At 75.6% G+C, this 25,074-nt stretch carries 24 protein-coding genes; 18 read left to right on the top strand and 6 right to left on the bottom strand.

The genetic code is table 11. The features are described from left to right. Window positions 1-53: 53 nt before the first annotated feature. A complete protein-coding gene (locus RSE42_RS09615; protein ID WP_415298773.1) occupies window positions 54-821 on the bottom strand; it encodes a DUF4129 domain-containing protein in 768 nt (255 codons plus the stop codon). After that, window positions 818-1,987, bottom strand: coding sequence for a DUF3866 family protein (locus RSE42_RS09610; RefSeq protein ID WP_415298771.1), 1,170 nt, complete (start codon window positions 1,985-1,987; stop codon window positions 818-820). The genes RSE42_RS09615 and RSE42_RS09610 overlap by 4 nt, the downstream gene beginning before the upstream one ends. 155 nt (window positions 1,988-2,142) lie before the next feature. On the opposite strand from RSE42_RS09610, the gene RSE42_RS09605 reads away from it, so the two are divergent. The 10 genes from RSE42_RS09605 (at window position 2,143) to RSE42_RS09560 (ending at window position 14,475) form a co-directional block, all read left to right on the top strand. Further along, a complete protein-coding gene (locus tag RSE42_RS09605; RefSeq protein ID WP_249355895.1) occupies window positions 2,143-3,096 on the top strand; it encodes a helix-turn-helix transcriptional regulator in 954 nt (317 codons plus the stop codon). Further along, entirely contained in the window at window positions 3,089-4,111 is a 1,023-nt protein-coding gene (locus RSE42_RS09600) for a helix-turn-helix transcriptional regulator (RefSeq protein ID WP_391515702.1), read from the top strand. The genes RSE42_RS09605 and RSE42_RS09600 overlap by 8 nt, the downstream gene beginning before the upstream one ends. A 10-nt stretch (window positions 4,112-4,121) precedes the next feature. After that, window positions 4,122-4,448: a hypothetical protein gene (locus tag RSE42_RS09595; protein WP_034651635.1), complete on the top strand. Its 327-nt coding sequence runs from the start codon at window positions 4,122-4,124 to the stop codon at window positions 4,446-4,448. A 125-nt stretch (window positions 4,449-4,573) separates the two neighbouring features. After that, the gene (tatA, locus tag RSE42_RS09590; RefSeq protein ID WP_043660072.1) at window positions 4,574-4,867 is read left to right on the top strand and encodes a Sec-independent protein translocase subunit TatA; all 294 of its coding nucleotides are present in this window, start codon (window positions 4,574-4,576) and stop codon (window positions 4,865-4,867) included. A 36-nt stretch (window positions 4,868-4,903) separates the two neighbouring features. After that, a complete protein-coding gene (gene tatC, locus RSE42_RS09585) occupies window positions 4,904-5,647 on the top strand; it encodes a twin-arginine translocase subunit TatC (protein ID WP_415298876.1) in 744 nt (247 codons plus the stop codon). Window positions 5,648-5,690: 43 nt separating this feature from the next. Continuing rightward, window positions 5,691-6,761, top strand: a complete 1,071-nt coding sequence (locus RSE42_RS09580; protein WP_415298768.1) for a diacylglycerol/lipid kinase family protein — start codon at window positions 5,691-5,693, stop codon at window positions 6,759-6,761. Window positions 6,762-6,811: 50 nt separating this feature from the next. Continuing rightward, entirely contained in the window at window positions 6,812-9,784 is a 2,973-nt protein-coding gene (locus RSE42_RS09575; RefSeq protein WP_415298766.1) for a DEAD/DEAH box helicase, read from the top strand. Window positions 9,785-9,962: 178 nt separating this feature from the next. Continuing rightward, a complete protein-coding gene (locus tag RSE42_RS09570) occupies window positions 9,963-11,603 on the top strand; it encodes an amidohydrolase (protein ID WP_415298764.1) in 1,641 nt (546 codons plus the stop codon). 284 nt (window positions 11,604-11,887) lie between these two features. Next, entirely contained in the window at window positions 11,888-13,660 is a 1,773-nt protein-coding gene (lnt, locus tag RSE42_RS09565) for an apolipoprotein N-acyltransferase (RefSeq protein WP_415298762.1), read from the top strand. Further along, on the top strand, window positions 13,657-14,475 hold the full coding sequence (locus RSE42_RS09560; RefSeq protein ID WP_034656121.1) for a polyprenol monophosphomannose synthase: 819 nt from the start codon (window positions 13,657-13,659) through the stop codon (window positions 14,473-14,475). Before lnt ends, RSE42_RS09560 begins: the two co-directional genes overlap by 4 nt. Before the next feature lie 87 nt (window positions 14,476-14,562). On the opposite strand, the gene RSE42_RS09555 is transcribed toward RSE42_RS09560, so the two are convergent. Beyond that, complete coding sequence (locus RSE42_RS09555; protein ID WP_021483180.1) at window positions 14,563-14,907, bottom strand: RNA polymerase-binding protein RbpA; 345 nt, start codon at window positions 14,905-14,907, stop codon at window positions 14,563-14,565. Window positions 14,908-15,273: 366 nt separating this feature from the next. On the opposite strand from RSE42_RS09555, the gene RSE42_RS09550 reads away from it, so the two are divergent. The 3 genes from RSE42_RS09550 (at window position 15,274) to RSE42_RS09540 (ending at window position 18,147) form a co-directional block, all read left to right on the top strand. Continuing rightward, a complete protein-coding gene (locus tag RSE42_RS09550) occupies window positions 15,274-16,461 on the top strand; it encodes an LLM class flavin-dependent oxidoreductase (RefSeq protein ID WP_034656123.1) in 1,188 nt (395 codons plus the stop codon). 150 nt (window positions 16,462-16,611) lie between these two features. Continuing rightward, window positions 16,612-17,250 (top strand): FMN reductase, encoded by a 639-nt coding sequence (locus tag RSE42_RS09545; protein ID WP_034656126.1) that lies wholly within the window; start codon window positions 16,612-16,614, stop codon window positions 17,248-17,250. Between the two features lie 153 nt (window positions 17,251-17,403). Next, window positions 17,404-18,147 (top strand): hypothetical protein, encoded by a 744-nt coding sequence (locus RSE42_RS09540; RefSeq protein ID WP_415298760.1) that lies wholly within the window; start codon window positions 17,404-17,406, stop codon window positions 18,145-18,147. A 26-nt stretch (window positions 18,148-18,173) separates the two neighbouring features. On the opposite strand, the gene RSE42_RS09535 is transcribed toward RSE42_RS09540, so the two are convergent. After that, a complete protein-coding gene (locus RSE42_RS09535) occupies window positions 18,174-18,614 on the bottom strand; it encodes a pyridoxamine 5'-phosphate oxidase family protein (protein WP_043651664.1) in 441 nt (146 codons plus the stop codon). Between the two features lie 110 nt (window positions 18,615-18,724). Between RSE42_RS09535 and RSE42_RS09530 the strand changes: the two genes are divergently transcribed. Both RSE42_RS09530 and RSE42_RS09525 read left to right on the top strand, forming a co-directional pair. After that, window positions 18,725-19,510 carry a class I SAM-dependent DNA methyltransferase gene (locus RSE42_RS09530; protein WP_415298758.1) on the top strand — a complete coding sequence of 262 codons (786 nt, stop codon included), beginning with the start codon at window positions 18,725-18,727 and terminating at the stop codon, window positions 19,508-19,510. A 12-nt stretch (window positions 19,511-19,522) separates the two neighbouring features. After that, complete coding sequence (locus RSE42_RS09525) at window positions 19,523-19,996, top strand: hypothetical protein (RefSeq protein ID WP_415298756.1); 474 nt, start codon at window positions 19,523-19,525, stop codon at window positions 19,994-19,996. A gap of 30 nt (window positions 19,997-20,026) precedes the next feature. Here RSE42_RS09525 and RSE42_RS09520 read toward each other — a convergent pair whose 3' ends face one another. After that, window positions 20,027-20,785 (bottom strand): DinB family protein, encoded by a 759-nt coding sequence (locus RSE42_RS09520; protein ID WP_415298754.1) that lies wholly within the window; start codon window positions 20,783-20,785, stop codon window positions 20,027-20,029. Window positions 20,786-21,035: 250 nt separating this feature from the next. Between RSE42_RS09520 and RSE42_RS09515 the strand changes: the two genes are divergently transcribed. Beyond that, window positions 21,036-21,560 carry a putative immunity protein gene (locus RSE42_RS09515; protein ID WP_043651654.1) on the top strand — a complete coding sequence of 175 codons (525 nt, stop codon included), beginning with the start codon at window positions 21,036-21,038 and terminating at the stop codon, window positions 21,558-21,560. A 60-nt stretch (window positions 21,561-21,620) separates the two neighbouring features. Here RSE42_RS09515 and RSE42_RS09510 read toward each other — a convergent pair whose 3' ends face one another. Then, the gene (locus RSE42_RS09510; RefSeq protein WP_415298752.1) at window positions 21,621-22,043 is read right to left on the bottom strand and encodes a hypothetical protein; all 423 of its coding nucleotides are present in this window, start codon (window positions 22,041-22,043) and stop codon (window positions 21,621-21,623) included. Between the two features lie 1,113 nt (window positions 22,044-23,156). Between RSE42_RS09510 and RSE42_RS09505 the strand changes: the two genes are divergently transcribed. Both RSE42_RS09505 and RSE42_RS09500 read left to right on the top strand, forming a co-directional pair. Beyond that, window positions 23,157-23,864: a histidine phosphatase family protein gene (locus RSE42_RS09505; protein ID WP_415298750.1), complete on the top strand. Its 708-nt coding sequence runs from the start codon at window positions 23,157-23,159 to the stop codon at window positions 23,862-23,864. Between the two features lie 103 nt (window positions 23,865-23,967). Further along, on the top strand, window positions 23,968-25,029 hold the full coding sequence (locus RSE42_RS09500; RefSeq protein ID WP_085387964.1) for a tyrosine-type recombinase/integrase: 1,062 nt from the start codon (window positions 23,968-23,970) through the stop codon (window positions 25,027-25,029). Window positions 25,030-25,074 lie beyond the last annotated feature (45 nt).

Genomic DNA, 25,074 nt, shown 5'->3' with positions numbered 1-25,074 from the left:
GCGCAGGGTGGTCCGGTCGGTGGGGCGGAGGCGGGCCTAGCGGGCGCGGGGGTTCACGGTCGTGCTCGGTGGTCGGTGCGGGCGGCGGTGTCGGGTGGGGCGCCGAGGTCGGTCGCGATCCGGGTGAGGGCGTGGCGGGCGGCGTCGAGGTCGGTGGTGCCGAGGGGGTTCTCGCCGAAGCGTGCGCGGTGGTAGAGGCGGCGCAGGGTGGCGACGGCGTGGGGGTCGGCGGGTGTGCTGGCGAGGACGGCGGTGGTGAACTCGGTGGGGGTCTGGGCGGGGTCGCGTCGGGTGCCGGCGCGGGCGGCGGCGTGCTCGAGGGCGACCCAGGCGGCGACGACGGCGTCGTGGGGGTCGGCGTCGGGGGTGCTCAGGTGGGCGCGGACGCGGTCGACGGCGTCGCGGAGCTCGGGGACGACCTGGTCCTGCGCGAGGTGTGCGGTGTCGCCGGGTGGGGCGAGGAGGAGGTCGCGGTGGCGTCGTCGGACGAGGAGCCGTGGGAGGTGGCGGCGTGCGAGGACGACGAGGACCACGAGGACGACGGCGCCGAGGAACCACAGGAGGTAGGTGTCGAAGGACATGCCGGTCGCGTCGACGGGGATCTCGATCCGTTGCGGTGCGGTGGCGGCTTCCTGGGGCACGTTCTCGGGCGGTGGGCCGGTGGGGTCGCGGGCGAGGCTGCTGAGCCAGGCGGGTGCGTCCCAGCTCCAGGGGGCGCTGGTCGCGGCGGCGAGGACGGCCGCGAGCGCCAGGGCGGTGACGACGGTGAAGCGGGCCGGGCCGGGCCGGCGGTGGTCGTGGTCCCCCTGCGTGGTGGTCATGCGGGTCTGAGGGACTCGGCGTGGGCGCCGGCGACGGCGGCGGTGAGGAAGGCGGCGGGGTCGGTGTCGAGTCCGCGGCCCATGGTGGACAGGCGGACGGGGGTGTCGTGCAGGGCGTGGAGGAGGTCGGGTCCGGCGGGGACGTGGACGGTGTGGTGGCGGCCGGTGGGGGCGGCGAGCGCGTGGGCCTGGTGGGTGATACGGGCGGTGAGGTCGGGGCCCCAGCCGGGGAGGTTCTCGATGTCGGGGGCGGGGACGGGCAGGGGGAGGTCGCTGGGGGCGAGGGCGACGCGGCCGTAGGCGGTGAGGGAGTGGTGGGAGATGCCGAGGTGGCGGTCGCGGGGGTCGGCGCCGGAGACGCGCAGGGAGGCGACGGGTCGGCCGCGGAGGGTGGCGACGGCGTTGAGGGCTTCTCCGGCGGCGACGCCGGAGAAGCCCCAGCGGGTGCCGGTGCCGAGGTTGCCGGGTCCTTGGGCGACGACGACGAGGTCGGCGCCGGTGACGTGGTGGGCGGCGAGGAGGCCGGTGTGGACGGTGACGGCTTCGAGGTCGCCGCCGAAGGCTTGGCCGACGGTGATGCAGGTGTCGATCCAGCCGGTGTCGCGCAGGGTGGCGATGGTGCGGGAGAACGCGGCGGGCAGGGCGCCGCCGTCGGTCATGACGTAGGCGATGCGGGGGGTGGGGCGGCCTGCGAGCGCCGCGGCGTGGCGGGCGCCGGCGACGACGGCGGGCAGGGCGGAGTGGAGGTCGGCGACGACGACGGGGGTGTGGGCGAGGTCGTCGGCGTCGCGCAGGGTGTCGTGGTGGGGGGACTCCTGCTCGTCGACGCCGAGGACGAGGGCTTGCAGGGGGGTGTAGCGGGCCTTGACGAGGTGGCCGGGGCCGGGTGCGGGATCGGGCGGGAGGGGGGTGGCGGGCTGGGCGGGGCCGACGACGAGGGCGTAGCCGCCGGTGCCGAGGCCGCGGGCGAGCGCGGAGACGTTGAGGAGGACGTGGTCGCCGGGGTGGGGGGTGCCGACGAGCTGGGTGTAGGCGAGGGCGCGCACGGTGGCGTGGGGGTCGTCGGGGCGTCCGGGCAGGGGTGTGTGGAGCTTGACGTCGAGCTCTTGGGCTCCGGTCCAGGCCTTCGCGTGCGACACCACGGTCGCGGTCCGCCACGTGATCACGCGGCACACCCTATCGACCGACTAGCGTGGTGCCGATGTCCGAGCCCACTGCTGCCTCCGCGCCCTCCGTCGCGTCGTCGTCGGGGGGTTCGTCGACGAACCCTGCGGCGCGTCTGCTGAACCTGGTGATCGCGTTGGTGAACACGAACGCGTCGATGACGAAGCAGCAGATCCGGTCGAGCGTGGCGGGGTACGGGGACGCCCCCTCGCCCGACGCGTTCGAACGGATGTTCGAGCGGGACAAGGACACGTTGCGCGACCTCGGTATCCCGATCGTCACGGTGGACGCGGGCGGGCACGCGGACGAGGTGGGGTACCGGATCGACCAGGACGCGTACGCGCTGCCGGCGGTGGACCTGACGCCGGCGGAGCTGGGGGTGCTGGCGCTGGCGGCGCAGTTCTGGCAGGACAAGACGCTGCGGACGGACATCTCCCGGGCGTTGACGAAGCTGCGGGCGGCCGGCGCGGGCGAGACCGCGATGGACGTCGTGGCAGGTCTGGCGCCGCGGGTGCGGGCGGTGGGGGACGCGTACGCGACGCTCATGGACGCGATCTCGGCGCGGCGCGTGGTGTCGTTCACGTACCGGGCGGCGAGCACGGGCGAGGTGCGGCCGCGCCGGGTGCAGCCGTGGCGCATCGCGGCGCGGCGCGGCGGCTGGTACCTGGTGGGCCTGGACCTGGACCGGGGCGCGCCGCGGTCCTACCGGCTGAGCCGGGTGGAGGGGCGGGTGCGGGCGTCGGGGCCGCGGGACGCGTTCGAGGTGCCGGCGCACGTGGACGTGGACGCGGCGCTGGGCACGCGCGACGCGGGCGGGCTGGCGCGCCTCGCGGTGGTGCCCGAGCGCGCGGGGGCGCTGCGGGCGCGCGGCACGGTCGTGGGCTCGGTGCCGGACGCGCGCGCGGGCGACGGCGCGGGCCGCGACGTGATCGAGGTGGCGTACGACGTGCGGTACGCGATGGCGGACGAGGTCGTGGGGTACGGGGACGCGGTGCTGGTGCTGGGGCCGCCGGACCTGCGGGAGGCGGTCGTGCGGCGGCTGCGCGACGCGGCGGCGTTGGCGACGGGCCCGGCCGACGGCGCCGGGCAGGCGGAGGTGGAGCGTGGCTGAGCGCGCGGACGACCGGCTGGTGCGCCTGCTGGGCATCGTGGCGTACCTCGACGGGGCGGGCCCGGTGCCGGTGGGCGAGCTCGCGCGGCACTTCGGCGTCAGCGAGCGCCAGGTCCTGGACGACGTCGACGCCCTGTGGGTGTCGGGCACGCCCGGGTACTGGCCCGACGACCTCATCGACTTCGACGCGGACTCGATCGAGCGCGGCGTCGTGCGCCTCACCGAGGCCCGTGGCATGACCCGTCCGCTGCGGCTCGGCACGCGCGAGGCGGTCGCGCTCATCGCGGCGCTGCGCGCGATGCGGGAGACGGCGGCGGTGCAGGCCGACCCGGAGCGTGCGGGCGTCGTGGAGTCGGTGCTGCGCAAGCTGACCGACGCGACCGGGGAGGCCGCGGCGGCGCTCGACGTGCAGCTCGCACCCGAGGGCGACCCGCGCGTGGTCGCGGCCATCACGAGCGCGCTCGTCGCGGGCCACCGGCTGCGCATCCGGTACGTCACCGCCGCGGACGAGGAGTCCGAGCGCGAGGTCGACCCTGTGTCCCTGCACACGCAGGACGAGCACGCCTACCTGCTCGCGTGGTGCCACCGGGCCCGCGGGCGGCGCACGTTCCGCGTCGACCGCATCCTGGCCGCGACCGAGCTCGACCAGGCCGTCGAGGGGCACGACGTCGACCCCGACGTGGACTTCACGCCCACCGGGGACGCGCCCCTCGCGACCATCACGTTCGCCAGCCCCGCGCGCGCCGTGGCCGAGCAGGTCCCCGTGGAGTCGGTGCGCAACCTGCCGGGCGGCGCGTTCGAGGTGCGGCTGCGCGTCACCAACCCGGTGTGGCTGCGCCAGCTCCTCACCGAGCGCGCCCGCCACGTCCTGGCCGTCGAGCCGGCCGCCGTCGCGCAGGACGTGCGCGAGGCCGCGAGCGCCGCCCTGGCCGCGTACGCCGACCTGCCCGGCGACGCGCCGGGTGAGGCACCGCACGAGGGGAGCGGGCGCTCGGGCGAGCGGCCCGCTGGCTAGGGTGGGCGGCATGTGGTTCTGGGTGTGGACGGTGCTCGTGGTGGGCACCCTGGTGGGCGCGTTCTTTCTCGCGCGGCGCCTGTGGCGCTCCGTCAAGGGCCTGGGGCGCGAGCTGTCGCGCGCGTCGCAGGTCGCGGCGGACCTCGGTGCGCGGGCGGACGAGCTGGCGCGCGCCCAGCAGGAGGCGCAGCCCTCCACGGCGCCGACGCTGTTCGACGACCCGGTCGAGCTGCGCGCCCGGGTGGACGTGCTGCGCGCGGACCGCGAGGAGCGGCGCGTGCAGCGGCGCCGCCGCGACGAGCAGGTGTGGTCCCGCTGGCGGCGGTTCAACGCCTGACGGGCGCCCGTCGCGACCGTGCGCGGCGCTCGGGCGACGCCTCGGGGCGCAAAGACCGTGACCTATGATGGCGCGAAGAGCAACGTCGCCCCTGGCCGCCCACGAGTAGGTAGTAGGTTCCCGCCGTGAACATCCTTCGTCACCCCGCGACGATCGTCGTCCTCATCCTCCTGGTCCTGCTGCTCTTCGGGTCGAAGCGGCTCCCCGACATGGCGCGCTCCGTCGGCCAGTCGCTGAAGATCTTCAAGAAGGAGGTCAAGGACCTGCGCGAGGACGACGACACGACGACGACCACCACGCCGTCGGGCACCACCGCGACGACGAGCACCGGCACCACCACCGGCGCGACGGGCACGGGTGCGACGAGCGTGACGGGGGGCACGGCGTCGTCCACGCAGGACGACACCCCCAAGGCGTAGTCGGTGTCCCGCACTCCCCGCGACCCCGAGGGGCGCATGCCCCTGCGCGAGCATCTCGTCGAGATCCGCAAGCGCCTCTTCCTCGCCGCGATCGGCATCGTCCTGGGTGCCGTCGTCGGGTGGATCGTGTACGAGCCGGTGCTGCAGGCGCTGCAGCAGCCGCTCGTCGACGCAGCCGAGCGCCGTAACGTCCTGACGGGACTGAACTTCGAGGGCGTCGCCACGGCCATCGACATGAAGGTCAAGGTCTCCCTGTTCCTCGGCGTCCTGCTGTCGAGCCCGTGGTGGCTGTACCAGCTCTTCGCGTTCATCACGCCCGGCCTGACGTCCAAGGAGAAGCGGTACGCGTTCGGGTTCATCGGCGCCGCCGTCCCGCTGTTCCTCGCCGGCGTCGCGCTCGCGTGGATCATGCTGCCGCGCGCGGTCGCGCTCCTCAACGAGTTCGTGCCCGACGGCAGCGCGAACCTCATCAACGCCCAGATGTACCTCGGGTTCGTCATGCGCCTCATGCTCGCGTTCGGCATCGCGTTCCTCGTGCCCGTGATCATGGTCGCGCTCAACACGATGGGCGTGGTGCGCGCCGCGACGTGGCTCGCCGGGTGGCGCTGGGCCGTGCTCATCTCGTTCCTGTTCGCCGCGATCATGACGCCCACGCCCGACGTGCTCACCATGTTCTGCGTCGCGCTGCCCATCTGCGCCCTGTACTTCCTCGCCTACGGGATCTCCGTCCTGCACGACCGGCGCGTCGACCAGCGCGACGCCGCACGGCTCGCCCTGTGAGCACCACGCCCCGACCGCGCCCCACCGGGCGCGGGGGCCGCGCGTGAGCACGGTCGCGCTCGTCGTCAACCCGACGGCCGGGCGCGGGCGGGGCCGCACCGCGGGCGCACGCACGGCCGAGGCGCTCACCGCGGCCGGGCACGACGTCCTCGACCTCAGCGCCCCCAGCCTGCCCCTCGCGCAGGAGTCCGCCGACGCCGCCGTCCGCGGCACCGGTACGACCGCGGGCGTGGACGCGCTCGTCGTCGTCGGCGGCGACGGCATGGTGCACCTCGGCGTCAACGCCACCGCGGGCACCGGCGTGCCGCTCGGCATCGTCGCCGTGGGGACCGGGAACGACTTCGCCCACGCCCTCGACCTGCCCACCGGCCGCCCCGACCGCTGCGTCGACGTCCTCCTGGCCGCGCTCGGCCCCGCCGCGAGTGCCGGGGCGCGCGTGCGGGTGGTCGACGCCGCCCGGGTCGCGGGCGAGCACGTGCCCGTCGGGCGCTGGTACGCGGGCGTGCTGTCCGCCGGGATCGACGCCGCGGTGAACGCGCACGCCAACGCGGCGACCTGGCCACGTGGACGGTCCCGGTACGCGCGCTCCGCCCTGACGGAGATCACCCGCTACCGGCCCTACGGGTACCGCGTCACGGTGCGCGGCGTGCCCGCGGGCGACGACGTGCCGGACGTCCTCGCCGGGGCGCCCCTGCTGCCCGCGCCCGACGCCGCGCAGCACCCCGACGCGGCCGGCGGCCCGGACGGGCGGGCGTTCGTGTGGGAGTCGCCGGGCGCGCTCGTCGCCGTCGCGAACAGCCCCCGCTTCGGCGGCGGGGTCCGCGTCGCGCCCGACGCCGCGCCCGACGACGGCCTGCTGGACGTCGTCGTCGCAGGCCCGCTCGGGCGGTGGGGCGCCGCGCGCGTCTTCCCCGGCATGTACGCGGGCCGTCACCTCGCCCACCGCGCGGTCGGGACCGTGCGCGCGACGTCGGTCACGGTCGAGCCGACCGCCGCGGGCGCCGCACCGCCGCACGCGTTCGCCGACGGGGAGCACCTCGGGCCGCTGCCGCTGCGCGTCGACGTCGTCCCCGGGGCGCTGCGCGTGCTCGACGCCGCCACCCCCGCCCGCTGAGCAGGGGGCTCCCGACCGGCGAGGTGGGCGGTGGACCGTAGGCTGACGGCATGACGGCCGACGAATCGCCCGCCGCCCGCTACGCCGCGTCCCGGGCCCGCCAGGCGGCGTCCCGCACGCGGCTCGCGGACTTCCGGCAGGTGCTCGACTTCCCCCTCGACGACTTCCAGGTGCGCGCGTGCGAGGCGCTCGAGGAGGGCCGCGGCGTGCTCGTCGCCGCACCCACGGGCGCCGGGAAGACGGTCGTGGGCGAGTTCGCGGTCCACCTCGCCCTCGCGAGCGGGCGCAAGGCGTTCTACACCACCCCCATCAAGGCGCTGTCCAACCAGAAGTACGCCGACCTCGTGCGCCGCCACGGCGCCGACGCCGTGGGCCTGCTCACCGGTGACACGACGATCAACGGGGAGGCGCCCGTCGTCGTCATGACGACCGAGGTGCTGCGCAACATGCTGTACGCGGGGTCCCGCACCCTGGACGGGCTCGCGTACGTCGTCATGGACGAGGTGCACTACCTCGCCGACCGGTTCCGCGGGCCCGTGTGGGAAGAGGTGATCATCCACCTGCCCGACGACGTGCAGCTCGTGTCCCTGTCCGCGACCGTGTCCAACGCGGAGGAGTTCGGCGACTGGCTGGAGATGGTGCGCGGCGACACGACCGTCGTCGTCAGCGAGCGCCGGCCCGTGCCGCTGTGGCAGCACGTCCTCGTCGCGTCCGCGAACCCCGCGGCCGGGGTCGCGCACGCGGGCGGCGGGCGCGCGCCCGGCGCGGACCTGCTCGACCTGTACGCCGGGACCGTGGACCCCACCGACCCGGGCGTGAACCCGCCCATCAACCCCGACCTGCTCGCCGCGTTCCGCACCGCGCCCCGCACCGGCGGCCCCGGGCCGGGCGGACGGCGGGGGTCCGGCGACCGCGGGTACCGCGGTCGTCGGGGGCGTCGCCCGGGGCCGGACCGGTCCGTCGTCGGGCGGCGCACCCCGGCCCGGTTCGCCGTCGTGGACGCGCTCGACGCGGACGGGCTGCTGCCCGCGATCTACTTCATCTTCTCCCGCGCCGGGTGCGAGGGCGCCGTGCAGCAGTGCCTCACCGCAGGGCTGCGCCTGACGTCGCCCGCGGAGGAGGCCGAGATCCGGCGCGTCGCGGAGGAGCGCACCGCGACCATCCCCACCGAGGACCTGGAGGTCCTCGGGTACTGGACGTGGACGGAGTCCCTCGCGCGCGGCATCGCGGCCCACCACGCGGGCCTGCTGCCCGTGTTCAAGGAGACGGTCGAGGAGCTGTTCAGCCGCGGCCTCATCAAGGTCGTGTTCGCCACCGAGACGCTCGCGCTCGGCATCAACATGCCCGCCCGGTCCGTCGCGCTGGAGAAGCTCGTCAAGTGGGACGGCACCGCGCACGTCGACGTCACCCCGGGGGAGTACACCCAGCTCACCGGGCGCGCCGGGCGGCGCGGCATCGACGTCGAGGGGCACGCCGTCGTCGTCGACCACGCCGGCCTGGACCCGGTGCACCTCGCGGGCCTGGCGTCCAAGCGCCTGTACCCGCTGCGCTCGAGCTTCCGGCCCACGTACAACATGGCGGTCAACCTCGTCGCGCAGGTCGGGCGCGACCGGGCGCGCGAGGTCCTGGAGACGTCGTTCGCGCAGTTCCAGGCCGACCGGGGCGTCGTCGGCCTGGCCAAGCAGGCGCAGGCGCACGCCGAGGCCCTCGACGGGTACGCGCAGGCGATGACGTGCGACCGCGGCGACTTCGCCGAGTACGCGGCGCTGCGGCGGCGCATCACCGCGCGCGAGGGCGACCTGTCGCGCGCCGCGAGCCGGTCGCGCCGCGCCGAGGTCGTCGCCGCGTTCGAGCGGCTGCGGCCCGGGGACGTCGTCGAGGTGCCGTCCGGGCGGCGCGCGGGCTACGTCGTCGTGCTCGACCCGGGGGAGGGCGCCGGGTTCGACGGGCCGCGCCCCACCGTCCTCACGCAGGACCGCCAGGTGAAGAAGCTCACCGTCGCCGACGCGCCCGGCGGGATCCGCACCGTCGCGCGCGTGCGCATCCCCAAGACGTTCAACGCGCGCGTGCCCGCCCAGCGGCGCGACCTCGCCTCCACCCTGCGCAACGCGCTCGGCGCGCTCGACGAGCCGGGCACGCGCCCCGGCCGCACCACCCGCACCCGGTCCGGCGCGACCGACGACGCCCAGCTCGCGCGCCTGCGCGCCCAGCTGCGCGCCCACCCGTGCCACGACTGCCCCGACCGGGAGAACCACGCCCGCTGGGCCGAGCGGTGGGCGCGGCTGAAGAAGGAGCACGACCAGCTCGTGCGGCGCGTCGAGGGCCGCACCGGCTCCATCGCGCGCGTCTTCGACCGCATCTGCGACGTCCTGGTCACGCTCGGCTACCTCGCGCCCGCCGAGCCCGCGCAGGACCCGGCCGCACCGCTCGAGGACGCCCTCGACGAGGAGGAGACCCCCGGCGGCCCGCCCACCGGCCGCGCCGCCCGCGAGGCCGCGCGCACCGGGCTGCAGGTCACTCCCGACGGGCAGTGGCTGCGCCGCCTCTACGCCGAGAACGACCTGCTCCTGGCCGAGTGCCTGCGCCGCGGCGTGTGGGAGGACCTCGACGCCCCCGCCCTCGCCGCCGTCGTGTCCACGTGCGTGTACGCCGGGCGCCGCGAGGACCACGGCGAGCCCGACGTCCCCGGCGGCCCCCACGGCAGGCTGGCGCGCGCCCTCGAGGCCACCACGCGCGTGTGGTCCGAGGTCGACGACCTCGAGGACGAGCACGACATCGACGCGACCGGGCCGCTCGACGAGGGCCTCGTCACCGCCGTGCACCGCTGGGCCGTCGGGCGCAGCCTCGACGCCGTGCTGCGCGGCTCCGAGATCGCGGCCGGCGACTTCGTGCGCTGGTGCAAGCAGGTCATCGACGTCCTCGACCAGGTCGCGGGCGCCGCCCCCACCCCCGAGGTCCGCCGCACCGCACGCCAGGCGATCGACCGCCTGCGCCGCGGCGTCGTCGCCTACTCCAGCGTCTGAGCGCCCCCGCCCGGGCGGCACCCCCCTCCGCCGGGGCGCGGGGTCGGCTCAGAGGCTGGCTCAGAGAGTCGGCGCAGGGACCGGCCGGCGTGACGTGCACGACACGCGCCCCGACCTGCGCCGACGCCGCCACCGGGCGGTGAAGCACAACGGGTTGTGGCGGGTATCGTGAAGGACTGTGGCCTCAACCCTGTACCGCGGCGGCGTGATCCACTCCCCGGCCGACCCGTTCGCGGAAGCGCTCCTCGTCGACGACGGCGTCATCGCCTGGATCGGTGCCGACGACACGGCCGACGGGCTCGCCGCCCGCGCCGACCGCGTCATCGAGCTCGACGGGGCGCTCGTCGCCCCCGGGTTCGTCGACGCCCACGTCCACCTGTTCGAGGTCGGACTCGCCCTGGCCGGCGTCGACCTGTCCGCGAGCGCCGGCGTGACGTCGCTCGCGGCCGCGCTCGACGCCGTCGCGAAGGCGGCGGCCGTCGCGCACGAGGACGACGTCGTGCTCGCGTTCGGGTGGGACGAGCGGTCCTGGCCCGAGGGGCGGCCCCCGACGCGCGAGGAGCTCGACGCCGCGGCGGGCGGCCGGGCGGTGTACGCGGCGCGGGTCGACGTGCACTCCGCAGTGGTGTCCACGACGCTCGCGCGCCGCTGCGCGCTCGAGACGCGGCCCGGGTGGGACGAGTCGGGCTGGGTCGCGGGGGAGGCGCACCACGTCGCGCGCGACGTCGCCCGGGCGGTGTCCCCGGCGCGGCGCACGGACCTGTACCGCACGGCGCTGCGGGCCGCGGCCGAGCAGGGCGTGGTGTCGGTGCACGAGATGAGCGCCCCGCACATCGACACGCGCGCCGGGCTGCGGGAGATCCTCGCCCTCACGTCGGACGCGTCGTCGGGCCTGCCGCACGTCGTGGGGTACCGGGGCGAGCTGTGCGCCACGGCCGACGACGCCCGCGCGCTCCTCGCGGACGTGCCCGGCCTCGCGGGCATCGCGGGCGACCTCAACGTCGACGGGTCGATCGGGTCCCGCACGGCGGCGATGCGGCTGCCCTACCAGGACGGGCCGGACCGCGGCGACCGCGGGAACCTGTATCTCACGGCGGAGCAGATCGCGGACCACCTGTCCGCGGTCGCGGCGGCCGGCACGCAGGGCGGGTTCCACGTCATCGGGGACCGTGCGATGGACGAGCTCGTGCGCGGGCTAGGCCTCGCGGCCGAGGCGCACGGGCAGGGCGCGGTGCGCGCGGCGCGGCACCGGGTCGAGCACGCGCTGTTCGTCGACGCGACCGCGCTCGCCACGCTCCTGCTGTACGGGGTGAGCCTGAGCATCCAGCCCGCGTTCGACGCCGCGTGGGGCGGCCCGGACGGCATGTACGCCGCGCGCGTGGGGGCGATGCGGGCGCAGGGCCTGAGCCCCTTCGCCGACCTCGCGGGTGCGGGCGTGCCGCTGGCGTTCGGGTCGGACGCGCCGGTGACGCGGATCGACCCGTGGGCGGGCGTGCTCGCCGCGATGTCGCACGTCGACCCGGACCAGCAGATCTCGGCCCGTGCCGCGTTCCGTGCGCACACGCGCGGCGGGTGGCGCATCGCCGGGCTCGACCACACCGGCGCCGGGCAGCTGCGCGTGGGGGCGCCCGCGCACCTCGCGGTGTGGCGCGGCGAGCACCTCGTGGTGCAGGGCGCGCTGGGCCGCACGACGTCGTCGTGGAGCACCGACGCGCGCGCGGGGCAGCCGCTGCTGCCCGAGCTCGGGCCGGACGTGCCGCGACCGCGGTGCCTGCAGACCGTGCGGGCCGGAGTGCCCCTGTTCGACACCTTCGTCTGATCGCTCCCGCTTGACAGGGCGGTGAGCCGGAGTAGTTTCGACAGGGTGTTCCGGCCCCCGTGGCCGCAGGGGGATCAGCCACCGACGACGACCCCTCGGCGTGCCGCGCCGGGTACCTGGCCGGGCTCGCGCGCTCAGTAGAAAACGTGCTCCGCCGGTGGCGGCGTCGTACGGGCCGAAGGGCGCGCGAGCCCGCACACACTCCCTTCCCACCCCCGCCGACCTTCCGCGGAGGGCGGCGGCCCGCCAGGTCTTCGTGCAGGTCCGTGGCGTAGGGTGCACCCGTGCACGCCCCCGAGCCCCCGGCCGCTCCCGCCGGGCGATCCCGCCCCGCAGGCACGGCCGCCCGTGCGCCCGAGACCCGCACGCCCCGCGACCGGCAGCCCGACACTGGACCGGACGCCGGACCGAACGCACGGCCCGACGGCCGACCCGGGCGCGAGGTCCCCGCGGGTTCGTCGACCGTCGTCCCGTCGCGGCCCCTGACGCTCCTGCTCGCCCTCGCGGGCGGCCTGCTCACCGACACCGCGTTCCCCGACCGTGGGTGGTGGCCGCTCGCGTTCGTCGGCGTGGCAGCCCTGTTGTGGGCGCTGCGCCGCGACGGCGCGCGCTGGGGCTTCCTCGTGGGCCTGGTGTGGGGCCTGGCGTTCTTCCTGCCGCACCTGTGGTGGGCGAACTACGCGACCGAGACCGTGCCGTGGCTCGCGCTGTCCGTCATGGAGGCGTGCTTCGTCGGGCTGCTCGGTGCCGCGTGGGTCTGGGCGCGCCGCTGGTCGTGGCTCACGGGGCACCCCGGGCGACAGGCCGTCGCGTTCGCGGTGCTGTTCGTCGGGGCCGAGCAGGCACGCACCGAGGTGCCGTTCGGCGGGTTCCCCTGGGGCCGGCTCGCGTTCTCCCAGGCGGACTCCCCGCTGGGTCGCGCGGCGTGGCTCGGGGGAGAGGTCCTCGTGTCGCTGCTCGTCGCGCTCGCCGGGTCGCTGCTCGCGGTCGCCGTGCTCGCCGTGGTGCGCCGTCGTGACATCGCGACCAGCGACGTCGTGACCGGCACCGTCGTCCCCGTGGTCGTCGGGGCCGCGCTCGTGGTCGCACCGCTGCTCGTGCCGCTCGACGCGCGCGCCGAGGCGGGCACGCTCGCCGTCGGGGCCGTGCAGGGCAACGTGGGCGAGCCCGGCCTCGGGTCGTTCGCGAACCGGGCCGAGGTGCTGAACAACCACCTGCAGGGCACGCTCGCGCTCCTCGACGACGTGGAGCCGGGCGACCTCGACGTCGTGCTGTGGCCCGAGAACGGGTCCGATCTCGACCCGCAGACCACGCCCGAGGTGGCGCGCGCCATCGACGACGTCGCGCAGGAGGTCGGCGCGCCGATCCTCGTCGGCGCGCAGGAGTACCCCGAGACCGGCGGCCGGTACAACGTGTCGCTCCTGTGGGAGCCGGGCACCGGCGTCGTCGACCGCTACGCCAAGCAGCACCCGGCGCCGTTCGGCGAGTACATCCCGCTGCGCTCCCTGCTGCGCGTGTTCTCCGACCAGGTCGACCGCGTGAGCATCGACATGATCGCGGGCACCGAGACCGGCGTCGTCGACCTCGACGCGCCCCGGCTGGGGCGCACGGTGCCGCTCGGCGTCGTCATCTGCTTCGAGGTCGCCTACGACGGCCTCGTGAACGACGCGGTCGACGCGGGCGCCGAGCTGCTCGTCGTGCCAACCAACAACGCCTCGTTCGGGTACACCGCCGAGTCGACGCAGCAGCTCGCGATGTCGCGGCTGCGCGCCGTGTCGACGGGCCGCGCGACCGTGCAGGTCTCGACCGTCGGCGTGAGCGGCGTCATCGCCCCCGACGGCACGCTCCTGCAGAGCACGGGCCTGTTCACCGCCGACCAGATGGTCGCCGACCTGCCGCTGCGCACGAGCCTCACGCCCGCCGTGCGGGCCGGGGACTGGCCGGGCCGCGTCGTCGAGCTCCTCGCCCTGGGGCTCCTCGCCGCGGGCGTCGTCACCGTCGTCCGCGAGCGCCGCACCCGGACCGCCCCGGCGCCGGCCGGGGACGAGGCACCGTGAGCCCGCGCGCGGGGGAGGGCGGCGTCCCGGGCGGGCGCGTGCTCGTCGTCGTGCCCACGTACGACGAGGCGCTGACCCTGCCGGGCACGCTCGCGCGCCTGCGCGCCGCGGTCCCGGACGCGGACGTGCTCGTCGTGGACGACGCGAGCCCGGACGGGACGGGCGACCTCGCCGACGCCGCGGCCGCCGTCGACCCGGGCGTGCACGTGCTGCACCGGGCCGGGAAGGAGGGCCTGGGCGCCGCGTACGTCGCGGGGTTCGGGTGGGGCCTGGACGCCGGTTACGACGTGCTCGTGGAGATGGACGCCGACGGCTCCCACCAGCCGGAGCAGCTGCCGTCCCTGCTCGCCGCCCTCGGCCCCGCCACGGCGGACGGCGCGCACGACGGCGCGGACCTCGTCATCGGGTCGCGCTGGGTCCCGGGCGGGCGCGTGGAGAACTGGCCGCGGCACCGCGAGGTGCTCTCACGAGCGGGCAACGCGTACGTGCGCCTCGCGCTGGGGCTGCACCTGGGCGACGCGACGGCGGGCTACCGCGCCTACCGCGCGTCCGCGCTGCGCGCCGTCGACCTCGCGAGCGTGGAGTCGCACGGGTACTGCTTCCAGGTCGACATGGCGTGGCGGGTCGTGCGGACCGGTGGCCGCGCGACGGAGGTGCCGATCACGTTCGTCGAGCGCACGGCGGGGCGGTCGAAGATGAGCCGCGCGATCGTCACCGAGGCGCTGTGGAAGGTCACGGTCTGGGGTGCCCGACGGCGCGCGGCCCAGCTCGCGAGCCTCGCGCGGTCGGTCGCGGGGCGGCGCGGCACGCGCTGAGGCGTCGCCGCGGTGCTGGCCGCGACGCAGAGAGGCCCGGACCCCCGCGCGGGGGTCCGGGCCTCTCGTGACGCGTGCGGTGAGGCGTCAGGCGCTGCGGCGCAGCTTGCCGGCGCGCAGCAGGCCGAGACGCTCGTCGAGGAGCTCCTCGAGCTCGGAGATGGTGCGGCGCTCGAGCAGCATGTCCCAGTGGGTGCGGGCGGGCTTGCCGGCCTTGGGCTCGGGGCGCTCCGCGTCGCGCAGCAGCGCCTCGGCGCCGCAGCGGCACTCCCACACCGGGGGGACCTCGGCGTCGGTCGAGAACGGCAGGATGATGGTGTGCCCGTTGGGGCAGTCGTAGTGCGCCTGGAAGCGGGGGGCGAAGTCGACGCCCTCGTCCGACTCCATGCTCTTCGCACCGATGCTCATCCCGCGCAGCGAACGGTCGGCCATGGTGTCCTCCTGAGGGGTCTTCGGGGGTGGGTGGGCGCGCCCGGTGGGGGTGCGGGCAGCAGCCCGGTCTACGAGAGGCAACGCCTCACGTGCGGTCGGTGTTCCGACACGCCGTGAAGGTCCGGTGAACGTCGCGGGGCCTCACGACCTGGTGGCCCCCGCGGTGCGTCGTGCCGGCCCGCCTCGGCGCGCCGTCCCAGGCTCCCGGGTTTCGATGCCCCGCGCAACTCCGCGGCCCCCGCCCGGCCCCGGACGTGTGCACGCTCACACCTCGCGGCCCGGGGTGCGGGAACAAACCCGGGGGGAGCCCGGTTGAGCGGCATGTACATGCAAACGCATCGACCTAGGACTCACCGGGAGCACACCATGCAGTTCGGCATCTTCACCGTCGGCGACGTCACGACGGACCCCACGACGGGCCGGACCCCCGACGACACCGAGCGCGTGCGGTCCATGCTGACGATCGCGAAGCACGCGGACGAGGCGGGGCTGGACGTCTTCGCCACGGGGGAGCACCACAACCCGCCGTTCGTCCCGTCCTCGCCTACGACCATGCTCGGCTACCTGACGGGCGTGACGAAGAACATCGTCCTGTCGACCTCGACCACGCTCATCACGACGAACGACCCGGTGCGCCTCGCGGAGGAGTACGCGATGCTCCAGGTCATCTCGGACGGCCGCATGGACCTCATGATGGGCCGCGGCAACACCGGCCCGGTGTACCCGTGGTTCGGGCAGGACATCCGGCAGGGCATCCCGCTCGCGATCGAGAACTACGCGCTGCTGCGCCGGCTGTGGACCGAGGACGTCGTGGACTGGGAGGGCAAGTTCCGCACCCCGCTGCAGGGCTTCACCTCGACGCCGCGGCCGCTGGACGGCGTCCCGCCGTTCGTGTGGCACGGGTCGATCCGCAGCCCCGAGATCGCCGAGCAGGCCGCGTACTACGGCGACGGGTTCTTCCACAACAACATCTTCTGGCCCATGAGCCACACCAAGCAGATGGTGCAGTTCTACCGTCAGCGGTGGGAGCACCACGGCCACGGCCCCGCGGACACCGCGATCGTCGGGCTCGGCGGTCAGGTGTTCATGCGCAAGGACTCCCAGAAGGCGTGGGACGAGTTCCGCCCCTACTTCGACAACGCGCCCGTCTACGGGCACGGGCCCTCCATGGAGGACTTCACGCGTGAGACGCCGCTCACCGTCGGCTCGCCGCAGCAGGTCATCGACCGGTACGCCGCGATGCGCGACCACGTGGGCGACTACCAGCGCCAGCTGTTCCTCGTCGACCACGCGGGCCTTCCGCTCAAGACCGTGCTCGAGCAGATCGACCTCCTCGCGGGCGAGGTCGTGCCCGTGCTGCGCAAGGAGATGGAGGCCGTCCGCCCCGCGCACGTGCCGGCGAACCCGCCGAGCCACGCCGAGCGCGTCGCGGCCGCCCGCGCCGCCGGGACCGAGGGCGCCGCGCACGTCGGCGGCACCGAGGACCTCTGGACCGGGCGCACCGCCGAGGACGACACCCGCACCGCCACCGCCGGTGCCGCGTTCGGCCTGTGACACCGGCGACACCCGCGCCGTGACCACCCGCCCGACGGCGTACGGTCGAGGAGTGCCCCGCACCCGCGACCGGCCGCCGTCGGGCACGGCAGCACCCGGCCCACGACGGGCCGCACCCCGCACCGCACGTCAGCACCTCAGGAGCACCGCATGACCGCCAGCACCCCCGCCCCGGACCGCCGCCTCGTCGTGGTGTCCGCCGGGCTGTCCAAGCCGTCCTCCACGCGCCTGCTCGCCGACCGGCTCGGCGAGGCCACGCTGCGCGAGCTGCAGGGCCTCGGCGTGAGCGCCGAGATCGAGACCGTCGAGCTGCGCGACCACGCGCACGCCGTCGTCGACGCCATGCTCACCGGCTTCCCGACCGGCGACCTCGCGGGCGTGCTCGAGCGCCTCACCGCCGCCGACGGGATCGTCGTGACCACCCCGCTGTTCACCACCACGTACTCCGGGCTGCTCAAGTCGTTCGTCGACGTCCTCGACAAGGACTCGCTCACCGGCACGCCCGTCCTGCTCGGCGCGACCGGTGGCACCGCCCGCCACTCGCTCGCGCTCGAGTACTCGCTGCGCCCCCTGTTCACCTACCTGCGGGCCGACGTCGCCACGACGTCCGTGTTCGCCGCCACCGACGACTGGGCGGCCGCCGAGGGCGACTCCGGGGGCGGCCTGCCCGCCCGCATCGCCCGCGCGGGCCGCGAGCTCGCGGAGAAGGTCGCGCTGCGCAAGAACACCGGCCCCGCCGACCCGTTCGCCGGCACGCCCGACTTCACGGCCCTGCTCGGCGGCCTGTGACCTCCTGACCGCGCGCCCCGGCCACCGGTGCTCCGGCCGGGGCGCGCACCCCTGCCCGACCTGCGACGACACCCCGCCCGCACCGCGACCCGCCTTGCCCCCGGCAGGCCCGTCGCGGCAGGATCGGGGGACCGACGACGACGGGGGAGCACCATGAGCCGCAGCACCACCGAGGACCAGGCCGCGCGACCCGGCGACCCGGAACCGGCCACGCGCCCCGCCGCCCCGCAGACCCTCGCCGTCCCCGTCGTCGAAGCCCTCGCCGACCACGCGCCCCGCCCCGACCAGGACGTCGCGGCCCCACCCCGGCGCCGCCCCGTCGGCGTCGTCCGGGCACCGCAGCCCAGCCCCGACGCCGCCCGGTTCACCGCCGCACCCCGGTACCCCGCCATGTTCCACGTCGCCGGGGGCCGCCTCGTGTGGGACGGCACCCGCCTACGCCTCGTGCGCGGCGACGACACCGTCCTGCAGCCCGCCGGGCGGCCCGTCGTCACCGTCACCGGCGACGGCCCCACCGTCGCCGTCACCTGGCGCGACGACCAACACCCCACCGCCCGTGCCACGCGCGCCGTCCTGCTCGAGGGCTCCTCCGCACGGTTCGCGCGCTTCGCCCGCTCGCTCGCCGCCACCCGCCCCGGCGCCATCGAGCTCGACGACCGCACCGTGCCCTCCGCCCGCGTCCCGCACCTGCGCCCCGACCACGCCGGGACCACCCGCCGCCCCGGCGTGTTCACCCGCGCCCTGTGGCGCGTCGTCGGGCGCGCCACCACCGACCCGGCACCCACCGGCAGGGGAGCGGACCTCGTCACCCGGCTCGAACGCCTCGCCGCCCTCCACCGCGCCGGAGACCTCACCGACACCGAGTACGCCCGCGCCAAGCAGGCCCTGCTCGACTGACCGGCCCGACCCGACGGGGGACTACGTCAGTCCCCGGCCAGGCCCCACCCGGTCACGTCGACCTCCGTCATCACCGACCGGCCGTCACGGAAGTCCCCGTACCGCGCCCACGCCAGGGTCACCCGCAGCAGCACGATGCCGTCGTCCCCCAACGACCCCGCGAACTGCGGGAACGCCGCCGCGTACGCCGCGGCGCAGCGCCGCCGGTCCGCACCGGCCGGGACGTCCGCGACGCCCTCGCACTGCACGGTCGTCCCGTCCGTCCCGCCGACCGTCACGGCGACGCGCGGGTCCCGGGCCACGTTCGCCACCTTGCGCGACGACGCGCGCGCGTCGAACACCAGCTCACCCGCGTCCGTCGCCGCCACCGCGAGGAACGCCGCCTGCGGGCCACCGTCATGACCGAGGGACGCCACGACCCCCCACCCCTGAGAACGGACGAAGCCGACGAACGCCGCACGATCCATGCCGACACCGTAGCGCCCGGTATCGCCCGAGCAGAGACGCCGAGGACACCGAAGACCCCACGACCCGAAATCGCTGGACCGCCGGGCACAGCGCCTGACACCGTCGCACGATGACGGACTCCCGCACCGACCACGCCGGCACCGACCAGGAACGCCTCTGGGACGCCGACGCCGCCGCGCGGTACGACACCCCCGGCGAGGGCATGTTCGCCCCCGACACCCTCGACCCCGCCGTGGACCGGCTCGCGGCGCTCGCGGGCCAGGGGAGCGCGGTCGAGCTCGCGGTCGGCACGGGTCGGGTCGCGATCCCGCTCGCCGCGCGCGGCGTGCCCGTGACCGGCATCGAGATCTCCCGGCACATGGTCGCCCGGCCGCGCGAGAAGGCCGACGAGACGACCCTCCCCGTCGTCGTCGGCGACATGGCCACCGCGAGGGTGCCGGGGGAGCACACGCTCGTCTACCTCGTGGACAACACGATCTCCAACCTGCTCACCCAGGACGCCCAGGTCGAGTGCTTCCGCAACGCCGCACGTCATCTCGCCCCAGGAGGTCGGTTCGTCGTCGAGCTCTGGGTCCCCGAGCTGCGCGCCCTGCCGCCGGGGCGCACCGCGACCGTCTGGCTCGCCGAGCCCGGCCACCTCGGCGTCGACACCTACGACGTCCTGCACCAGCGCGTCGTGTCCCACTACGTCCGGTTCGACGACGACGGCCACGCCACCGTGGGCCGCACACCCCACCGGTACGTCTGGCCCCCCGAGCTCGACCTCATGGCCCGCCTCGCCGGCCTCGAGCTCGAGACCCGCCACGCCGGATGGGCGGGGGAGCCGTTCACTGCAGAGTCGCCCTCCCACGTGTCCGTCTACCGGCGCCCACCCCGACCAGCCCCCGCGACGTGATATCCATCCTCGATGGACCTATCCCGCCGCCGGACCCGACCCGTCCTCCTCGTCGGCGCCGCGCTCCTCGTCCTCACCGCCTGCTCCGGGCCCGTGACACCCCAGGCCCTCGTCACCCGCCTCGCCGACCCAGCCACCCCTGACGACGCCCTCGTCGACACGATGACGCCCGACGAGATGGACCCCACCTCCGCGCGACGCCTCGGCGAGCTCGACGGCGCCACCTTCTACGCCGGGTCGGGCACCCGCGACGGGCAGGACGTCGTCTGCCTCATCACCCTCGTCCACGGCGACACCCCGGGCGACGACGCCGGAGCCTCCACCTGCGGCCTCGTCACCGACCTCGACGACGGCCACCTCCGCGTGGAGTACGGAGACGCCCAGACCCTCGTCACCGCCACCCTCGTCCCCGACGGGCTCCCCACCGACCCCGACCTCACCCGGCTCACCCCCAACCTCGCCGCCCAGGTGTCCGACACCGCCTGACCACACGCACCACAGCAGGAACGCCCGCGCTCACCCCGCCAGCGACGCCTCGACCACAGTCAGGTCCCGCACCGCGAACCGGTGGTGCTCCCACTCCTCCTCCAGGATCACGTGCAGGCACGACAACGTCGTCTCCGGATACCCCGGCGACCACGGGTTGCGACGCACCACCCCCAACGACTCCGGCGTCACCCCCGCCAGGAAGTCCCGCACCATCGCCACCCGTCCCGCCCGTGCCTCCAGCACCTCGCCGAACGACGGCGTCCCCACAGCGAACAGCGACAGGTCCAACCCGTCCTCCGCCGCCTGCGGGCCCGGCTGCCCCAGAGGATGGAACGGCTGCTCCACCGCCAGCACCGCACGCCCCAGCCACGCGTCCGTCGCCAGCACCAGGTGCCGCACCGTCTGCGCGAACGACCACTCACCGCCCACCGACACGTCCACGGCGCTCGCGGGCAACGCCGCCACCCGCTCCAGCGTCGCCGCCCACGTGGACTCCAGCGCCGCCCACGCCACCCGCAGACCCTCCGGGTCCGCCGCCCGCCGCAGCTCCCTGCCCGGGAACCGCCGGTCCAGCTCCGCCTCCACGAACCCCCGCACGTCCACCCCGTTCACCAGCACCGGAGCATCCCCGTCCGACAACCACGGCGCGTCGACGTCCAGACCCTCCACCTGCGCACCCCGCACCACGACCCCGGACAGGTCCGGCTCCACGAACCGCGCACCCCGCAGGTCCACACCCTCGAACGTCGCACCGCGCAGATCGTCAGAACGGGTGAACCGGACCATGAGCGCCTCCTCGAGAACGGCCCGCCCGACAGGACACGCCAGACCCGGGGGAGAGGACCCATCGCGCCGACGACACGGCACGAGGGTCCCAGCCCGGGGGAGAGGCGCCAGCACCTCCCGGACGGACGACGAACGGGGACGTTCGCACCGTACGCCGCCCGGCCCTCGCCCCACCAGAGCACCCCCGGCCGCCAGCCCCGCGCGCTCCCAGGGCTGGTGCCCCGACACCGGGCCGGGGGAGCATCGCACCATGCCGATCCTGCCCACCGACCGAGACCCCCGCCTCGTCACCATCCGACGCGGAGGCACCCTCACCGACGAGCACCACCACCAGATCGCCCGGTGGGCCGTCGACTGCGTCGAGCACGTCCTGCCGATCTTCGAACGCGCACGACCCGACGACACCCGACCCCGGGACGCCCTCGACGTCGCCCGCGCCTGGATCCGCGGCGACGTCCCCATGAAGACCGCCCACACCACCGCCTTCGTCGCCAACGCCGCCGGCCGCGACCAGACCGCACCCGTCAAGTACGCGGCGCTCGCGGCCGGTCAGGCCGTCGCCGTGGCGCACGTCGCCGCTCACGGGCTGGGCGCGGCGGCGTACGCGATCCGCGCGGCTGCCGCGGACGCCGCAGCACGGGGGGAGGACGCCGAGGCGGCGCGCCTCGCGGAACGGGACCGGCAGCGCGGGCGCATCCCGGCCGAGCTGCGCGAGCTCGTGCTCGACGACCAGCGGCGTCGCAGCGCGATCTGCTGGCACGTGTTCGACGACTGACCCCGGGCCCGGCTCGGACGGGGCGACCAGAAGGGCGCGGGACACGAGCGCCCGAGCGCCTCAGCCCAGGAGGTCCTCGTACGCGACGAGGGGGATTCGGCCGTCCGCCGCGGCGGCGACCTGCTCGTCACCGGCCACGAGGACGTCGGCCTGGAGCGTCGCGACCGCGACGTACTCGGCGACCGCCGTGTCGTCGGCGTGGAGCTCGCGCGCGATGCGGAACGCCGTCGCGCGCGAGACCCGATCGCCGAGCAGACGGATCCGCAGCGAGGCGAGACCTTCGAGACGCTCGCGCGCTGTCTTCTCGTCGAGGGCGCCGCGCCGCACCTCCTGGTACAGCATCGACAGCGCGTGGCTGCGCAGGACGGACGGGCCGACGAGCGGGCGGCGCGACCCGAGGGTCACGTCGTCGAGCACGAGACGCAGCGCGGTGACCGCGTCGATCGCGCAGCGGGTCGACGGTTCCAGGCCGGCGGATCCCATGCGGCCAGTACACACCCGGGGACCCGCGCGGGCCGTACGACGCGACAGGGTTCCATGCACCAGTCGACATGCTGGCAGGCAGGCCTCGAGATGAACAGGCCGCGGTCGGCGGGGGCCGGCGTCAGCGTTGCGCGAGATCCCGGTCCAGGGAGATGGCGCTCGAGATCGACCTCCAAGGGTTCCTGCGACGAGATGGCAGAGTCGCACGGCAACGGCAGACCCAGGACACCGGGGATGCGTTGTGCTGGGTGGCCGGGATGTGGATCGCGTCCACGCGCGGACTCTTACGGATACACCTCGTTGCGAGACGCGCCGATAATGTACATTATGTCATTTCGCCGGAACGAAGCGCCCTCCAGCGCATCACGAGGCGCCCTGGTGGACTCCCCTTCGACATGAGCACGACGACGTACGCACCGCAGCGTCTCGCCCCCGCCAGCCGCGGCGCCGATCCCGGAGCGACTGACCGCGCGGCGCGATCCCTGCGGCGTGCGTCACGGACCGGCATCGACACGACGATCGCACCAGCGTCCTCGGGTTCCGTCTCGGCGGCTTTCGGCTCGGCGACGTCGGTGTTCGCGGCCCCCGCACCGGACGCCCGTCGGTCTGGACGCGTCCTGACGACGTGCGCGACGCTCGTCTGGTTGCCCGTGCTCGTCCTGACCGTCCTGGCGTTCCTCGTCATCGGCGCCGCCGGTGGCCTCGCGGCGGCCGGCGTGTGGACCTGGCGCACGGTGTCCCCCGTGCGGGCTCGACCCACGGACCCCGCCGACGAGCCTGCCGACCGACCGCCGTCCGCGAGCTCGCCGCGACCCGTCGCAGCGCCGCGCACCCGACGGGTGGTTCGGGACCGCACCATCGGCTACGATGCCTAGAATCGGACATAGGCCCCAAACCATTGTGTTTAGGTCAACACCATGGTGACGCGCAAGTGCGCGCGGTGACCGCGCATCGGATCATCGCCGCTGCTCGGGCCGCCCTCCCGCTGCCGAGTGTGCCCGAGTCATCAATCTCCGCCCCAGGCGCCGCTCCCCCTGCGTCAGGGTGCACGCCGTCCGCCGCGACGCTCCCCTCGGCATCACCGTCCTCCGGGCCGTGTGCCACCCTGTCCCGGTGCCCGACGCTCCCCGACCACTCCTCGCTCCCCCGCTGCCCGACCTCGTCGGTGTGCGCGAGCGCACCGTGCACGTCGTGACCCACCCGGAGGCGACGCACCACGTCGACGGACTCGTCGGCGGCCAGCACGACTCCGACCTCACCCCCGCCGGGCAGCGGCAGGCGCACCTCGTCGCGGCGGCGCTGCGCGCGCGTGTCCCGGCCGGTGCCAGCACGGACGTCGTCACGTCCGACCTCCTGCGCACGCGCCGCACCGCGACCGCGATCGCCGACGCGCTCGGCGTGGCGGTGCGCCTCGACCCGCGGCTGCGCGAGTCGTCCTACGGCGAGGCAGGCGGTCGCCCCCAGGCGTGGCTCGACGCACGGTTCGTCCCGCCGCCCGCGACGGGCGACCGCTTGCGGCACGACGTCGGTGTCGCCGGCGCCGAGACCCGCCTCGACGTCGCGCTGCGCGTGTACGCGGCGACGACGGACCTCCTGCGCCGGGACGTGGACCACCAGGTCGTCGTGACGCACGGCTTCGCCGCCACGTTCGTCGTCGCGGCCTGGATCGGCATGCCCGTCGACGCCGCGGGGCACGTCGCCTTCCCGGTGCCCTCGGGCAGCATCACGACGCTGCGCGAGGACGGCTACTTCCACAATCGCGCCGTCGTCGCCCTGGGCGACGTCGCGCACCTCGCCGCGGGCACCGAGGCGCGCGGCTGACGACCACGAGAGCGTCGGTGCAGGTCAGCGCGCCGCAGGCGGGCAGCGCTGTGGGTGGCGCGTCCTAGGCTGACGGCGACCCGTCCCCCAGGAGGCCCGCACCATGGTCGCCCCGCCCCGCCTCGAGCGGATCACCGTCGCCGAGGCAGCCGACCGCTATCTCGCGTCCGTCGCCGCGCAGACCCTGCGCGGCATCCTGTCCCCCACGACGCGCCGCAGCTACGAGCGGGACGTCGCGGAGTTCGCGCGCCTCGCGGGACCCGCCCGGGTCCTGGACGACGTCACGGGCGAGGACGTCGACGACGTGCTGCTGCGCTACCAAACCACGCCCGACGGCCGGTACGCCGACGCGTCGCGCAAGCCCGGCAGCACGGGCCGCTCGGCAGCGACGGTGAACCGGTTCCGGCAGTCGGTGACGCGCTTCTTCGCGCACGCCGCGCGCGAGGGCTGGGTGCAGGCCGACCCGATGCAGTGGGCCGCTCCCCCGGCCCGCCTGCGCGACGGGCTGCGCGTCGCGCGCACCGCGCTGTCCGCGGGCTCGGCGGCGTCGCTGCTCGAGGTGTCCGCCGCCCGCGCGCCCGGGGAGCCCGCCGTCTCGCGCCGCGACCAGGACCTCCAGCTCCGCGACCGCCTCGTCGTCGCGCTCCTCCTCGTCCTCGGCCCGCGCGTGTCCGAGCTCGAGCGGGCGAACCTCGACGACTTCTCCCGCGAGCCGGACCAGACGCGGTGGCGCATCCAGGGCAAGGGCGGCCACGTCCGCACCGTCACGCTCTCTCCCCCGCTCGCGGACGCGCTCGAGGAGTACCTCGCGCGCCTGCGCCCGACGCTCCTCGCCCGCCGGCCCGACGACCCGGACGCGCAGCGCGCCCTCCTGCTGTCATGGCGGGGCCGCCGGATCGACGCCCAGGCCGTGCGCGGGCTGCTGCGGCGCTGCGTCGAGCGCATGCCCGCGCAGTACCGCCGCGAGGCGACGCCGCACGCGCTGCGCCACACGACCGCGACGCTGCTCGCCGCGGAGGGCTGGGACGTCAAGGTCGTCGCGGAGCTCCTCGGGCACGCGTCCATCGCGACCACCGGCGTCTACCTCGACCGCATCGAGGGCGAGCTCGCGGCCGCGATCCGGGCCCACCCGCTCTCCGCGGCGCTCGAACCCAGCGAGGCCTGACCGCCCCGTACGCGGGCGTGCCCTCAGGGGCGCTGACACCCGGCC

The organism is Cellulosimicrobium sp. SJTW-1 (genome assembly GCF_047716875.1).
GTDB lineage: Bacteria > Actinomycetota > Actinomycetes > Actinomycetales > Cellulomonadaceae > Cellulosimicrobium > Cellulosimicrobium funkei.
Note: the sequence above shows the minus strand (reverse complement) of the source record. Positions and strands in the feature narration are given on the sequence as shown.

Excerpts from the sequence above, each read along its gene's own strand:
- RSE42_RS09615 (WP_415298773.1), bottom strand. The coding sequence starts at position 821 with ATGACCACCACGCAGGGGGACCACGACCACCGCCGGCCCGGCCCGGCC.
- RSE42_RS09605 (WP_249355895.1), top strand. The coding sequence starts at position 2,143 with ATGACGAAGCAGCAGATCCGGTCGAGCGTGGCGGGGTACGGGGACGCC.
- RSE42_RS09595 (WP_034651635.1), top strand. The coding sequence starts at position 4,122 with ATGTGGTTCTGGGTGTGGACGGTGCTCGTGGTGGGCACCCTGGTGGGC.
- tatC (WP_415298876.1), top strand. The coding sequence starts at position 4,904 with ATGCCCCTGCGCGAGCATCTCGTCGAGATCCGCAAGCGCCTCTTCCTC.
- RSE42_RS09575 (WP_415298766.1), top strand. The coding sequence starts at position 6,812 with ATGACGGCCGACGAATCGCCCGCCGCCCGCTACGCCGCGTCCCGGGCC.
- RSE42_RS09555 (WP_021483180.1), bottom strand. The coding sequence starts at position 14,907 with ATGGCCGACCGTTCGCTGCGCGGGATGAGCATCGGTGCGAAGAGCATG.
- RSE42_RS09550 (WP_034656123.1), top strand. The coding sequence starts at position 15,274 with ATGCAGTTCGGCATCTTCACCGTCGGCGACGTCACGACGGACCCCACG.
- RSE42_RS09545 (WP_034656126.1), top strand. The coding sequence starts at position 16,612 with ATGACCGCCAGCACCCCCGCCCCGGACCGCCGCCTCGTCGTGGTGTCC.
- RSE42_RS09540 (WP_415298760.1), top strand. The coding sequence starts at position 17,404 with ATGAGCCGCAGCACCACCGAGGACCAGGCCGCGCGACCCGGCGACCCG.
- RSE42_RS09535 (WP_043651664.1), bottom strand. The coding sequence starts at position 18,614 with ATGGATCGTGCGGCGTTCGTCGGCTTCGTCCGTTCTCAGGGGTGGGGG.
- RSE42_RS09530 (WP_415298758.1), top strand. The coding sequence starts at position 18,725 with ATGACGGACTCCCGCACCGACCACGCCGGCACCGACCAGGAACGCCTC.
- RSE42_RS09525 (WP_415298756.1), top strand. The coding sequence starts at position 19,523 with ATGGACCTATCCCGCCGCCGGACCCGACCCGTCCTCCTCGTCGGCGCC.
- RSE42_RS09520 (WP_415298754.1), bottom strand. The coding sequence starts at position 20,785 with ATGGTCCGGTTCACCCGTTCTGACGATCTGCGCGGTGCGACGTTCGAG.
- RSE42_RS09515 (WP_043651654.1), top strand. The coding sequence starts at position 21,036 with ATGCCGATCCTGCCCACCGACCGAGACCCCCGCCTCGTCACCATCCGA.
- RSE42_RS09510 (WP_415298752.1), bottom strand. The coding sequence starts at position 22,043 with ATGGGATCCGCCGGCCTGGAACCGTCGACCCGCTGCGCGATCGACGCG.
- RSE42_RS09500 (WP_085387964.1), top strand. The coding sequence starts at position 23,968 with ATGGTCGCCCCGCCCCGCCTCGAGCGGATCACCGTCGCCGAGGCAGCC.